Source organism: Bacteroides sp. UBA939 (assembly GCF_002293435.1).
In the GTDB taxonomy this organism is placed as follows: domain Bacteria; phylum Bacteroidota; class Bacteroidia; order Bacteroidales; family Bacteroidaceae; genus Bacteroides.
The window spans coordinates 1,727-17,128 of sequence record NZ_DBDF01000072.1; the positions used below are offsets into that span (position 1 = coordinate 1,727).

The 15,402-nt window shown below is 42.5% G+C and carries 9 protein-coding genes; all 9 read right to left on the bottom strand.

The genetic code is table 11. The annotated features are described in order from the left end of the window. Positions 1–253 precede the first annotated feature (253 nt). The 9 genes from B2Z67_RS05040 to B2Z67_RS05080 all read right to left on the bottom strand — a co-directional run bounded on the left by B2Z67_RS05040 (position 254) and on the right by B2Z67_RS05080 (position 15,323). Positions 254–2,113 carry a T9SS type A sorting domain-containing protein gene (locus tag B2Z67_RS05040; protein WP_291528726.1) on the bottom strand — a complete coding sequence of 620 codons (1,860 nt, stop codon included), beginning with the start codon at positions 2,111–2,113 and terminating at the stop codon, positions 254–256. A gap of 55 nt (positions 2,114–2,168) precedes the next feature. Further along, positions 2,169–2,843 carry a TonB-dependent receptor gene (locus B2Z67_RS05045; RefSeq protein WP_291528727.1) on the bottom strand — a complete coding sequence of 225 codons (675 nt, stop codon included), beginning with the start codon at positions 2,841–2,843 and terminating at the stop codon, positions 2,169–2,171. A gap of 184 nt (positions 2,844–3,027) precedes the next feature. Further along, the gene (locus B2Z67_RS05050) at positions 3,028–4,113 is read right to left on the bottom strand and encodes a hypothetical protein (protein ID WP_291528728.1); all 1,086 of its coding nucleotides are present in this window, start codon (positions 4,111–4,113) and stop codon (positions 3,028–3,030) included. Between the two features lie 19 nt (positions 4,114–4,132). Then, positions 4,133–4,819 (bottom strand): fasciclin domain-containing protein, encoded by a 687-nt coding sequence (locus tag B2Z67_RS05055; protein WP_291528729.1) that lies wholly within the window; start codon positions 4,817–4,819, stop codon positions 4,133–4,135. 34 nt (positions 4,820–4,853) lie between these two features. After that, on the bottom strand, positions 4,854–6,386 hold the full coding sequence (locus B2Z67_RS05060; RefSeq protein WP_291528730.1) for a RagB/SusD family nutrient uptake outer membrane protein: 1,533 nt from the start codon (positions 6,384–6,386) through the stop codon (positions 4,854–4,856). Positions 6,387–6,400: 14 nt separating this feature from the next. After that, entirely contained in the window at positions 6,401–9,571 is a 3,171-nt protein-coding gene (locus B2Z67_RS05065) for a SusC/RagA family TonB-linked outer membrane protein (protein ID WP_291528731.1), read from the bottom strand. Between the two features lie 317 nt (positions 9,572–9,888). Further along, positions 9,889–11,445: a hypothetical protein gene (locus tag B2Z67_RS05070; protein WP_291528732.1), complete on the bottom strand. Its 1,557-nt coding sequence runs from the start codon at positions 11,443–11,445 to the stop codon at positions 9,889–9,891. Positions 11,446–11,961: 516 nt separating this feature from the next. After that, positions 11,962–14,142 (bottom strand): polysaccharide lyase 8 family protein, encoded by a 2,181-nt coding sequence (locus tag B2Z67_RS05075; RefSeq protein ID WP_291528733.1) that lies wholly within the window; start codon positions 14,140–14,142, stop codon positions 11,962–11,964. 14 nt (positions 14,143–14,156) lie between these two features. Continuing rightward, on the bottom strand, positions 14,157–15,323 hold the full coding sequence (locus tag B2Z67_RS05080; RefSeq protein ID WP_291528734.1) for an alginate lyase family protein: 1,167 nt from the start codon (positions 15,321–15,323) through the stop codon (positions 14,157–14,159). Positions 15,324–15,402 lie beyond the last annotated feature (79 nt).

Consider the following 15,402-nt stretch of genomic DNA (forward strand, 5'->3'; position numbering starts at 1 on the left):
GCGTGAGGGTAGAGTGAGGGTAGAAGTTACTCTCACTCCGTTTTTCGCTACCGATTTGGTTGTAATACACTGATATACAGTGCTTAAACGGAATATATGTGGTTCTTAAACGGGATATATGTGGTTCTTGGACGGGATATATATGGTGCGCAAACGGGATATATCCCGTGCGCAAACCGCATATATATGGTGTAAACACCCTATATATGCGGTGAAAATACGTGAAATACATGCAGGAAGAAGGACTTATATGCTACATATTCACAAGTATCTTCCGGGTATAATCTTTCTTCCCCTTTACTTCTACACGAACTATGTAGAAATCATTCTTCAGCGGCACACTTTTCGTCATATCATTACCGGGAGACTTAAATCTTTGTACCAGAATCCCATTCGTAGTATAGATAGATACCAGCGCATCCTTCTCACTCTGTACTTTCACTCTGTTCATTTCTACAAAGATACAGGGAGTATTCTCCTGAAACGTACCAGGTACTACTCCGGTAGTTGTTTCTCTTGCTTCCCTTTGCGCCTCATATAGCGAAGCAGGTTGTAACCCGTCACGGTTTTTTCCTTCCATATAACCGTCCGTATATTCACTTATCTTGTCACGGTATCTCCGTATGGTTTTTGCGGTACACCCGATGGCATAATTTTGTCCCGTAGGCACTTTATCCAGATAAATGGCGCCTTCTTGTACGTCGCAATTCCAGAACACGCAATTGGTACCTCCCCATCCATGACCACTTCCCATATTATCACGCAGATACATACCGATTTTACCGGCATTCGATTTTATGGTTCCCAATTCCGCCCAGTTATCAAATAAAATCCCCTGCGACCACATTCGATGCCCTTCTGCCTGTGCGAGAGACAACTCCGAACGAAAGTTCAATATCACAATACCACTGGTAGAAGCACAACCATTAGAAAGGTAGTGATGACGCCCATTACGAGCATAGCAATCTTTAAATAGAATCAGTTGCGAGCGATGATAGTTCTCGAAATTGTAATACGTACCTCCTGTACAGAGTCCGGAAGGGTCAATAGAATAACAATCTTCAATTGTACTCCGTGTAGTCGAAGTCGTTTTAATACCTGCGTGAATGAACCCGGACATTGAAACACCTTTCACCCATGAATTCTCCAGCGAACTCATATAAATACAGTTCTGGTCGACATTGGCTGTAGAATTCTCCGGACTTCTCTCAAAAGCGATATGCAGGCTCTCAATTCCTATGTTGTGCCGAATTGTAGCCGGATTTGAAATCTTATAAATATACGCCTGGGCATACTGTTTATCAAGCGTATAGAATACGGGAGCATCTACTTCGATAGTGTTACCTTCTACTTTCGCAACATAGCGATGGTATGAAATGTCAATATTATTAGTTTGCCATTTCATACTTGCGTCCGTGTTCCGCTTTGTATTACCACCATACCAGATAGCTTCCAGCCAGGCGGTTGTAGCAGGATACTTGATACAAATCAAGTCACCCGCCTGATAAGCGCTTGCATTTTCTACCTGAAACGAATAATCTCCGGGCATCACTTTCTGCGTTACAACATTCGTCTGGTTATTTCCTTTTCCATTTCCCCAGTTGTGCGCCGATGAATTTCCCATTAGAATAAGACGTTTTGCCTTTTCAGCGGCATTCCTGCCATAAAGGACAGTAGAATCATTGCCGGAAAAACAATTGCCTTCGCCACGCAAAATGACTCCGTCATAAGTCAGATTTAAAGTTCCGTCAACATTATATCGTCCGGCTTTCAGTAATACGACTCCCCTGATACCTTCTGCGTCCAATACATATTTTCCTGCTTCATCAATAGCTTTCTGTATGTGTTGCGTATTGTCAGCCTCTTCATCTTCCAAAGGGTGGATAGTGATTGTACGTTCCGGCAAGTCAATCACGGGAATATCTTTTCCATTCCTGTAACCCGCCTGACTAAAATCAGGGATAATAAAACCATCTTTATCTTTCCTGTAAGTCAGAATCCCGGTTTCATCCTGAGCAACAAGTTGCGATTGCCAACTTTCCTGCGCATTAAGAGAACAGTTGCCGATGAAGCATAAACTCCCGATACATAAGGATATGAATTGTGTTTTCATCTGTATTCATTATTTTCATGTAATATGTATAGTAACAGGATGGTTACTGAAGTATCTACTTCTTTAGCGTTGTAATAATGATAACCCCATTAGAACCTTTCATACCATAGCCCGCCCCTTCCTTTTGGACTTCTATTTTTTCAATGTCATTGACAGAGACACTGGCGTCGACAGCGCTGCTACTTTCATATTGAATGCCATCTACAACAAACAGAGGTTCAACATCCAGTTCAAGAGAGTTCCCTCCACGAATAGACACCTGTTGGCCATTATCTCCATTGTAAACCATCACACCCGGGATATTACCTTTAAGCACATCGTAAATGGAACTGGCGGATAGCTTCAGTATTTGTTCACGGGTTAGTATATTTGAGTTTATAGCGGCACGAATGATTCGTTTGTATTCTTTCTTCTGTTCTTTCTGCCCGTCATATAACACAAAGAACTTTTTCTCAATTTTGATAGATACTTCTTTCAGGTTTTTCACCGGAATAACAGCCTCTTCTTTTCTGGAAATAGAAATCACTAACGTGTCCGTAGATAACAAACCGGGGAATGCGAACACACCCATCTTATTTGTCTTAATACTTTCTGTCGTATTTTTACGCCATACTTTCATACCTTTCAGAGGTTGCTGTTTACGATTCATGATGACTCCTCTAAAATCCTGAGCCGAAGCTGAAAGAAACATGAATGACAGCAAAATAGCAAAGAATAATCTCTTGAACATAGCAACTATTTTAATAAGAAAAGAAGCTGTATCAAAAGTAAAGTACACTATCAAAAAGATATTCTTCATCCGCAGATTACGCAGATAACACAGATTCGGTTTTAATAAATCCGCGCAATCTGTGTTATCTGCGGATGAAAGATAGTAGACTTAAACTTTTGGTACAGCTTCTTAATTATACGAATTATCTCAATATCTCAGTATTCGAGCCGTAAGCATCGTCCATATACATTAATGGAATATTTCTACCACCGTTACCATTGATAAAATAAATCTCCCAATTATTGATGGACATTCTTCCCTCGCATTGCATTTCCGTACGCAGGTTAGCAACAATGTCACTATTCAATACTTCCGTACCTGCTACATGGGCAAGCAATTTATCATTTTCGTCTACACTCATAGATACGGTCTTGTATTCTTTGGCTACAAAAGTATTCATTGTATTCAACTTATGATATTCGTTGCGGGTAACCTTTGTTCCGGTGGCGCTTGTATATTGAGCAATCAATTGTACATTGAAGTCCGTAGTACCTTCTACTGTAGTACCTCCATTGGGAACAGAAGGATACTCGTCCGTCACTGTCGACGGATACCATAACATACGAATCTGATTTATATATGCATTTTGATTGGAAGGGTCGGAACGTAGATTCCAACGATATTCCAACACAGCATTTTCTTCCTTTGAACCAACTTTTACTTTTTGAGTATTGGGTACATTCTCTTCAAAGCCTAATTTCAGGCGCGTGCTGAATGGTGTGTACAAACTTGCATCATCAAATGCACGGCGTACGTAACGTTTTACTTCAGCCGCCGAGTTCACTCTGATTTGCAAGTATTGATTTCCATTCGCTTCTTTCTTTAACGAGTTAGTATTGCTACTTTGAAGTGTGAAAGAGTGAGAGGATTTTTCAAACTTCTCGAAATAATAGCTGGACACATACATTTTATGTGAACGCACCTGCGATTTCCCGCCAACAGTTGCCTTACAAGTTATGGTATAAACACCGGGAACACTTGGCGCTTTCCAAGTCATTTCACTCAGTCCTTGCGGCTGGGTTAAAATACCACCATCACAATCCCACTCGTAATCTGTATGCCATAAATCGCTGGAATTTACACACATCCAAACCTTAACCTTCTGGTTGCAGAAAAACTCATTGCCATCTGCACTTAATGAATCTATTTCCAGAAATTCATCTTCACCGCAGCTTGCAAAACTTATGGTACAAAATAAAGCGATAAATAATTGATATATATATTTCATAATCATCGTTTTTTAAAAGTTATTTTAAATTCATCTGTTTGGCGGTAGGGCGGTCAAGCCAGCTATCAATCACATGAATATACGACCCGTCATCAGAATAAAGATTAGCCGTACGAGGCTTAATTGTTGATTTATAATGACCATCAAAGTTATTAAATACAATATTCGGATTACGATCCTTGAGGATATACAAATTGACTTTTGCTGTATCAGCTGCGGCAAATGTACTGTACCAGGTAGGTTCGGCGGGCATATTGGTATGGGTATATTTACCTACCACAATGTGATAAAGCAGAAAATCCTTCACTTGCTGTACCGGATAAACCGTCATAGACGAAGGCGCATACAAGTAAGTTAAGCCAAGTTCTTCATCATAAGCTTCCAGCTTATGAGTTTGAAAATAGCTCAAATCGGTAGCCGTCTCCGAAGTAAATGCAGTATTTGTTGGCAAAATATAGGTAGCATTCGGTTGCTTGAATTCATTTTCAAGTTTAGCAAAGTCGATTGCTTCCTGCAGAATAGAAAAGATATCGGGACGTGACTTTATAAAATCATACGTTGACATATTGACTTTGTTACTGGGGATACCGGCTTTATAGTCATAATCATACGAGTCTTGAAAGTCGAGTCCAAAAAGTTCACAACCAGTGAAAACTAATGGAAAAGCCAACAAGAACAATACTATTTTTATATTTTTTAGATTCATATTCTCTTATTTTAGTGTTACACTTCAAATTAAACTAACGTATGGTATAGGGAGGGTTCTGATCTAAAGCTGAATTTGACTCAAATTCCCGATAATATACCGGCCAGTATTTAGTTCCTTCGTGTCCAAAACCTGTTACTGTTACACCGGCAGCTTCCTGACGTGCAGAATAAATAGGTTCCATTACGGGTATCAAACGATCCGTACGCATTAAGTCAAACCAACGCTGTCCTTCACCAAAGAATTCCAATTGCCGTTCAAGCAAGATTAAACTCTCAACAGCAGTTTTATTAGTTGCGGGAACTTCGGTCTTAGCATCTTTCATATATCCGGAACGCGAACGAATTGTATTTACGATATCCAACGCTTCGTCACCACGTCCCAGTTGGTTAAGCGCTTCCGCACGGAGAAGCATTACATTCGCCAAACGTGAAAGAACTAGTTTATGATTACTATCAGTTGTATTCAATACTAAATATTGTGACTGATAAATCTGATTGGCAGAATCAAATACCCTACTAGGATCAACCGTGCTATATTTTATACATTTTGATATACCTGATACATTGTAAGTTGCATAAGCTATGGGCAACCGTTGATTGCCATAATACAACCTAACGGTATCAACCGTGTTCCAGAACCGGCTATCAGCTCCTTCTCCCGAATACAACCGGTCAACGAATTCACGGAAGATTTCATAAGACATCTGATAACCATTATTGGTATTCGAAGCGCCCAGCTGTCCGGGCCAACCACTATTCGCACCATCTGCTTCAAGATCCCAGTTCATAGTAAAGAGAACCTCGCTGGAACCTGTCGGATTTTCAAACATTTGTTTCCATTCAACTTCTCCGTTTGCTAATTTATAGTTGCTGTTCCCAATAAAATAGTCGGAAGCATTCAAAGCATCTTGGTATTGTTTATACCACATATATACTTCTGTTCTTAAAGCATACATGGAACCTAATCCCAAATAGTATTTGTCAGATGTATTTTGAATGGTAAAATACTTGATAGCCTGTTCAATATCGCTCAATATCTGTTCCTTTACTTCATCTAATGATGCACGGGGCACATTGATATTACTAAGTGAACCATCCCAGGTTTTAGTAATTATAGGCATTTTTCCCCATACGCGGGTTCCCCAGAAATACATAAGTGCACGCATACCATAACACTGACCGATATACGGCGCATATTCTGATTCCAGTATGTTGGGAATAGTAGGATATTTCTCAATACCGACATTGGCTCTGGTGATTGTCGTAAAGAAATCCTGCCAACTACATTCTCCTCTTTGGGGAGTAATGGCATTCATATAAATCCAGGTCGCTGCATAACCGGAATTACTCACATTATCAGAACGTACATCACCATAAAGTACTTGTTTCTGATTCAGCGCACTTTGAAATGCATCATATATCCCGGCATTCCAATTACTCATTTCAGCCTTATCCTGGAAATAATTATCCGGTGCCAAGTCCGATAAAGGAGTTTTATTAAGAAAGTCATCACAGCTTGATAATGTCAAAACTCCCACTATAGCTATATATATATATTTCTTCATCTTATTTTTCTATTTTAGAATCCAACATTGAAACCAAATCCCACTTCACGATTACGCGGATACTTTGAAGAATCTTTGCCCGGAGTTAATACACTCCATTGCAATTCTGGATCGAAGCCTGAGTAATTAGTCCAAGTCACCAAGTTATTACCATATACATATACCTGCACACTACGCATCGGTGTTTTATTCAGGATATTCTTATTTACATTATAACTCAAACGTACATTTGCTAAACGGATAAAGGTTGCATCTTCCAGGAATTGGTTGCTCAAACTCATAGTATGATTATTGGTCTGACGCTGTCTGGAGTCCAAAGCGTACCAGCTAGTGATTTCACCCGGGTATTTCCATCCTTGAATAACATATTCAGGTGTTTGCTTATGAGTATTTCCACCCCAAGACGAATAATAACGTTTCAAGTCATTCCATATCTGACCTCCCCAACTGGCATAGAAGTTCATTGACAGGGAGAAGTCTTTATAAGTGAAAGAGTTACTCCATGAGCCATACCAGTCAGGATTAGCATCTCCCAATATCTTCTGGTCATTGGTGTTGATTTCATTATCATATTTACCATTTTCATCCGGCTTATTATACCAAATAACATCACCACCACCAACAATAACGCCGTTCGCTTTCATCTGACCAACCACACCGGTATAATCGTTACCATCCGGGGTTGTGTATTTAATTAAAGTCGGCTGACCATTCAAACCGATAATGACATTACCATTATCATCACGTTCAAATACCGGAATCAAACGAGTAGAATAATCCTCTGTCCAGGCATTGCTGGCGTTATACTGATAAACACCTAAGTTTTCATATCCGTACCACAAGCCGGCAGCGTGTCCTTTGGCTACCATCCAGGCTCCGCCGGTGATATAGTCTTCACGTGCCAGGTCTGTAATTTTATTCTTATTTGTCCACCAGTTAATTGTTGTGCTCCAGTTAAAGTCACGTGTTCTTATCGGCACTGCTGTAACCGAAAGTTCAAGACCCCGGTTTTCAATACTTGCAAGATTTACACGCATATTATTATAACCGGTTGTATAAGGTAAATTCTGGTCTGCTAATAAATCGCTGGTCTGCTTCACATAGTAATCGGCAACGAACATAATGCGTCCGCCTAAGAAACTCAAATCCAACCCCACGTTAGTCTGTTTGGTTTCTTCCCACTTTAAATCCGGATTTCCATATTTGCTGTTGGGAACTACACCTCCTACACCATTATAACTTTGTGCACCGGAAACATACGTAGTCTGAGATTCATAACGACCAATTTTATCGTTACCGGTAATACCATAACTGGCGCGTAACTTGGCATCGGTCAGTATATCCGAAGCCCAGTGCATGAAAGGTTCATCCGAGAAACGCCAGGCTGCCGAAACAGATGGGAAAGTTCCCCAACGGCTGTTAACACCGAACCTGGAAGAACCATCTTGACGAATAAGAGCGGTCAAAATATACCGGCTCTTCCAACTATATACGGCACGGCCAAAGAAACCAACTGTCGATTCATCCCAACCGGTAGTATATACATTGGGTAAATCCTTAATAGTAGCCAGATTCATATAATGTATATCTTCGGAAATAAAGTAGCTACCACCTATTTTATATGCCAGTTGATTAGAAGTCTCAAAACTTGTACCCAACATTGCACTTACGGAATGGTCTCCAAATTCTTTGTTGAAGTTGAAATAAGCTTCACCGGCGTATTTCCATTTCTGTTCATTCAAATCGGCGCCCGTGTTTTTACCGTTGTCGCTTCCTTCCAGGTATTTGGAAGAGAATTGCAGGCGGCGGGTCGATTCATAGTTGGCTGATATATTGGCATCTAATCTTAGCCACGGTGTAAAAGTCCAAGCCAGTCCTTGATAGAAACTACCGGTATATCTGCTGTTCTCATCTAACTTTTGTTCCAATTCTGCAATCGGATTACGACGACCGCCGGACGAATAATAGGGAATCAGTTCACCGTCAGGATACCAGATAATCATATCCGGGTCACGGCGCATAGCATCCTGAAATACGGCTTCCTTGATATTATTCTTTTTATTATGTGACAAACGAACGCGTGTAGTAAACTTTATATTCTTCCACGGTTCGTAATCAACGTTTAAGTTGGCGGTATAAGTGTCATTATAAGAAGTCAGCATAATACCTTTCTGCCCCAAATAGTTCAGGGATACACGGTAAACAAAACCTTTTGAACCACCACTAATCTGTACGTTGGCATCATCACGGCTACCTGTACGGAACAAAAGATCTTGGTAGAAGTAGTTTGTACTATACTGTAAACCTACGGAGTCGGTACGCGCCGAGAATTTTTCCAGTGTCTTCGAGGGGTTCGCCAAATCAGTTGCCGCCATACTTAACCGGCTTTCGAAAGCATTCACCTGAGGAAGCTTTCTTGCCGCATTGTAGAATGAATGTTGATACCTGACATCCACACGAGGTTTGCCGGATTCTCCCGATTTAGTAGTAATCAAAACCACACCGTTTGCAGAACGTGCACCATAAATGGCAGCAGAAGCCGCATCTTTCATGATGTCTATTTGCTTAATATCGCTTGGGGAAATATCATCAATACTTTCTACAATTACCCCGTCTACCACATATAAAGGAGCTACGCCGGCATCACTAAATGTAGAGGCACCACGTACGGATACGAAAGCAGAAGCGCCGGGAGCACCCGAACTAGACGTAATCTGCATACCCGGAGCTGCTCCTTGCAAAGCATCAAATACGCTCACCGGACTTTTCTCTTCCAGAGCTTTAGCATCAACAGAAGACGTTGAGCCGGTAATATGTGCCTTAGGCACTGTACCGAAACCTACAATGACCACCTCTTCCAGAGCCTGAGCATCTTCCGCCATTTCTATTTTTAGCTTCTGGCCGGTAGCTTTATGTTCTACTGTTTTATATCCCATAAAAGAGAAGACTAACGTATTCCCACTGGAACAAGAAATTGAGAAATTGCCATCAATATTAGTTATGGCTCCGGTTGCCGTACCTTTAACCTGAACGGTTACACCAATCATAGGTTCTCCCAATTGATCCAGCACAACACCTGTCTGAGTTATATTCTGCGCCTGTACATTTGCCATGAAACCGGCACAGAAAATGACTAAAAATAATCGCAGCAATAGCGATTTTAATTCGTGTTCTTTCTTTTTCATCAAATTGCTTTTTTAAATTAAACTTAAATTAACAAGACATTTTACGAACATGTATTATTCATACTATAGTAGTTATAAAGTAGTTATCACTTCGTTAATAGTTAAGCAAGAATAATACAATCTAAAAGGATTTGGATGTTTCTTCTTCTAATTGTTTTTCACATAATATTAATTCATCATTTTTAAAGTTAAACTTCGAGTTCTATACTTAGCTGCAAACAAACGATATTTTCTTCAAACGGTATTTAAAGATTGTATCAAATGCTATAAAATATATCTCAAAACGAATAAAAACTCCGTTTTAGCTCATCAGTCATCTATTTAATGAGTATTCGCAAGTCCATACCCTTATGGCGAGCCATCAATTGGGCAATGTAAAGTGAGCGGGGAAAAACGTTCTTCTCATTCCGCCCTTCCCAAATACCATCCGGACGGTCATTAAATACTCCCGGATACTTTTCACCCTTCATGCCAAAGCTATAGTTGTAGCCCGATGTCCAGGGGCTTTGTACGGCAGCGCGTTTCACACGGCAGTTCCAAAGAACCTGGGTAACCCCCGACCATCCATGACCGCTTCCCATCTTTCCGCGGTCTTGCACATTGATTTCACCATCGGTTATCACATTATCATAAAGGGTACCGACAGCCCAACGATGATGAGGACCGATATCGGCATAAGTCTGCGAGGCGGTACAGTTATAAAATACATTCGGGCCACACACGCGGGCGCCCGTCACATAATCGTGACGACCTTCCGTACTCTGACAGTTCATAAACAGATTCTGCTGGCCACAGTTATTAAAGGAATAACGCAAGCCACCGGTTATTACGGACTTTGTCTCCAGGCAACGGCAATCTGTTACCGTCACATTCTTCGCATAACGTTCACAGCTTACCGCAGAATAACCAAAATAGCGGCAGGTAATATTACGCGCCCAGCAGTCTTCCGCTTTATCAAACTGAACTCCAATCCAGCCGTGCTCACTGTCTTCATAATGCTCAAATTCAGATTCCAAACACATATCAGACACTCCGACTTCGCTAATCCTACCAGTAAAGGAATACTTAAACACTTCGCCGCCTCCGTATTTATCTTCCATCTGCATCACCACCGGATTATCAATATAGATGCGATTACCTTCTATTTTCACAATCTCACGTTCAAAAGAAAGGTTGTACTCCCGTGCTGTCCATTGACGGGTTCCTTCGCGCTCCACAATCTGGTCCATTTTAATATCATGTATCCAGTTATCGGTTCCGGGGCGATAGACAATGACACGGTCGCCTACTTTAAAACCCGCAGATGAAGAGACGTTGAACGAATGTGTACCTACCGGTACGAAAGCGTCCGTAATCTTCACTCTTGTTCCGGGGAGTTCTTCCATTCTGCCGTTGCCGGATACCTGAATCAACGGAAAACGCTGCTTGCCGATAGCCAGCAGGCGGGTTTCGTTCACATTATCACCTTCACCGGTCAGAACCACTCCACTCGCATTGATACGGATAGTTCCGTGAACACGGTACACTCCCCGCTTTAGTAGAATCGTTCCGCGATGCCCGTCTTTATCCGGTTTCATGAGCGATACTTCATCTATCGCATCCTGGATGCGTTGACGACTATCGCCATTCTCTACCGGATACACGGTTTTTGTTGCCGGATAATCAGGAATCGACTTATTGCCATGATGGTATCCAACGCGGCTAAAATCAGGAATTGTATTACCCTGTTTGTCGGGGTAGTAAGTCAATTCTCCTTTCTTACTAATCTTCACATGACCTGATTGCCAGCCGGGCGGTAGTTTTGTTTGGGCGGATATGCTTATACAAAGCATCATAGCAGCAATTCCACCTACAAGTTTTTTCACTCTATTCATACACGTTATTATTTGGTTATACATAAACTTAGCCAATACATACTTACAAAAAGACGAAGAAGGCAGCTTCTTCACAACTAACCCGAACCATACATGTTCCGTACAAGAGCCTTACATATCCGGTAGAAATAAGCCACTAACACTCCTCCGGAAGAGACTTCCAGATTTTTTAGAGATGTATGGATTTCGATATCATGCTATATATCAGCCAGATACAGATTTTCACTTCGATATTTCCAACCGTTCTTGCCTTCGGGCGGAAATATCGCATTCTCAGGAGACTAAAAATACGATATGTCAATCTTGACGGCGAGGGTGTCCGGTAGTAGTTAGTCAATTACTTAGTAGTAGTTGGGTCATTACTACGTAGTAGTTTATGCACTACTAAATCCTAAGATAAAAGCCTTGTTTGTTATTCATACACTACATTTGTTTCTCGCAAAAGTAGGCTATGAATACAAACAAGGCTTACAATATTATTTCAATCACTTGAAATAATGACTCAAGCTGTATTTTTTAACGAATTACCACCTCTATGGAAGCTGTTTTCCCCTTTTCTTTTCCTCCGGGCAAATCAATACGCACTTTCTTCCGGTTCAGTTCAAGCTCTGCCACATCTCTTTGCTGAGTAGGATCGGCATAACTAATCATACATTGTCCGGACGATTGCTTCCGTATCATATAAATTCCCGGAGTTTGAATATTCAATGCCATGTCCTTGGTAACCGTCAGTTGCACCGGCTGATAAGCGGTGACCCAACAGGTTTCATCTCCTTTGGTATAAACCGCCTGCACAGCAGCATCATTACGAAGCACGCAGATATCCGACAGATTAAAAGCCGCCACATTCTTCTTGTCCGTTGCCGGCAATATCACATATTGATATGCGCCTTGCCCGGGCGAAGCGCCGTGCTTCAGGTAAATAGCAGTCACTTCACCGCGTACCTCTTGCGGACGATACATTTGCATGACGTCATACCAGCGCCCGGTACGTTCAGCAGATTCCGCCACAACTTCCTGAGGATTACCCCATACGATATAGCCTGCATTGTTATGGAAGAAACGTTGCTCTTTTCCTGTGGCAGTATGTTTGGCTGTTACGGTATTCCACCGCCCGTTCTCCCACGACAGCAATTCTCCGTTCCTGTGGCACTGCTCTATGGAAGTCGTCACCACCAGATTGCTGTCCGCCTGTATGTCAGCCCCCAGACAAAGAACATAATCCCCGGCACACACCCATGCTTTATGAGCTTTTATTCCGGCACGATTCAGCTCCATTGCCGCCATGCCTTGTTGTCCATCCGAAACGGCTCCGACAAAAGTTCCTTTATTACGGGGCCGGTAGTTATTAATCAACGGCATCGGCGCATCATCCTCAAAGGCTGTGACTCCGGGTAGTTTCCGCCAGTCCCAAAGGGGGAAGATATCCAGATATTCTTTACCGTCTTTATAAATATAGGTAGCGCCATCCGCCATATAATACCCTTTCATGTTATCGCCGTTCATCATCTCTGCTCCAATTATACGGTCGGAGGCCATCTTGATGGAAGCCATCCAGGAAGGGCGGCGGTGAATTGTATAGTCCGACTGCCAGAAACTCTTATTGCCTACAAGTCCGTTCACTTCGGGCGCCGGATAATTATCCCTGAGAAGAGCGGTAGCAACAGATGTACATTCGCCACATTCCCCTCCGCCCAGTTCCGAAGCGGCAAACGCAAGGCTCAACGCTTTATGTACCGGCGCATGATGGAACAACTGGCGTGCCAGAGCATTCACGTCCATCATTCCTTTCCAGATAACCCAGCGGTATCCGTTGTTTATCAAAGCGCTCAGAATACCCAGTTGCTGTTCATCGAAGGTCAGCGACGTTCCGGAGAAGAGTCCGGAGAAGAAGCTCATTCCCGCAACAAACGAGAGTCCGTAATTACCGAATTGCTGCTGGGCGCCATGCTGGTGGAAGCACCAATCGTCTTTTATACCTTCCTCTCCACCTGTCACAATCTCGGAGGCAATCATATCGCGCGCCGTTTTTACCAGCGCATAATCATTCTGCAACAATGCACGCATCATCACGTTTCCGGCAAGCCACACTTTGTTTTGTCCGGTCATACCGAACTTGGCATTCTCCATCACGGCTACCGCCTTTTCTCTTTCCGCAGCAGTCAGCTTCTCTTCAAACAGGATAAAAGCCGTACCCAATGTTTTGGGCACACCTATCTGATTATACCACCAGTTCAGGCACACCGGTTTGGCAGTAAACCAGTAATCCAGCGCTTTATGGATAACGGCTTCCACTTCCGGAGAATGATAGTAGGAAGTCTGCTTTGAATTATACAGTTTTACCAGTTCCAGGATACGTTCTGCGTGTATTTTAGGTTCCCATCCGGAACGTTTCTTATCATCATAATTAATATCAGGCCATGTTCCTGCTTTCGTAAAAGAAGACAGATATACTTTTATCTTCTTCAAGTCGAAAGGATAACGTTGATGCAATTCCACTACAACCTGATCCGACATTTCTTCTTCCGGCGTAATGGACGAAAGGATAGATAACAAACCAAACGCATCCGTACCCGAAGGAACCAACATCCGGGCATAGTTCTGTTTGATACGTGCCAACTCATCCGTATTGCTTGCCTGAACAGAGGCAGACAGCAGTAATACGGCTATTACAATTATCTTTCGTAGATTTCTCATGCTATTTGTTTTTCCTAAATCCAAATCACCGGATTACGTACCGGCAGATTACGTACCACCTCATCCGTCACCGGGAAATGCTCCAACCGTCCCCACGTAGACAACCAATCCGCATTACCCGTTTGCAAAGCACCGAATACCAGGAAAGGATGGGCAACAGGCCATTCATCCCAATACATTACATCCTTCGGATAGCTCCAACTCTCCTTATCAATGATATATGGATATATGAAATCAATACCCTTTTGCATATTCCGACCTTCTCCCACCGTATAAGCCCACAGATTATCATCCTTGTCCGAAAGCGTCCGGCATATTGTCGCCATCGCATCCAGGTTGAACAGAGAGTAACCATAAGGTTTGGTACGCTCAGTCTCCAACGGGAAACTTCCGTCGTCTGCCATTTGCCTGGGCAACAGTACTTCCTTATAACGCTTCCTGCAGAAATCCATCATATCCTTATCACCGGTGTAACGGGCAAAGACAGCCGCCTGCATCACCCAGCAAGTACCGTGATTATTCTTCGCATTCATTTCATCTACACCATATTTATGTGTAGACATCCATTTCAGATAATCGGAGAACCATTGCTTAGTGGCCTTGACGTCATCCTTTGAAAGCACCCCGGCTTCTTCCAGCCGCCACAGGGACTGGGCAACCTCCATCAGATGCACCGTATCGATAATGCCTACCCCGCGACCCGTAACAACGCCTTTGATAGCCTGCGCATATTGCAAGTTAGGACTCATCCCGGTTGATTCGTTCACAAACCATGCGCGTACATGCGTTATAGCCGCATCCGCGTATTTCTTATCCTGTGTCAGCAGATAGGCGGAAGTCAGATTCCCCACTATCGAACTGAAACGTACCATGGCATGGCGATGAGCCACAAAGTTATCCGGATTAGTCTCGCCATCCCTGCGGATATAAGGCCCGTTAGGATTCAATGTATCCGGCCACCAGTAATCGCCTTCCGAATAAAAGTCATGTATATCTCCCGCACTGCGCTCTGCGATGAAGGAAGTAACCGTCACCGGCTCTTCCTTCATGTTCAGCGCAGCGCGCTCCAATATACCCTGTTGCAAAACACTCTTCACGTACTCTTTACTATCCATGTCCGATGCGCATGAAATAGTGAGCAATCCACATATACCTAAAAATAAAATACCTGTTTGTTTCATAATCCTATAGTGAATGTTCATAATTAGTTTCTACTATAATTATTTAGAGCCTGTTTAATTTTCCTCAAAAAGTTTTTTA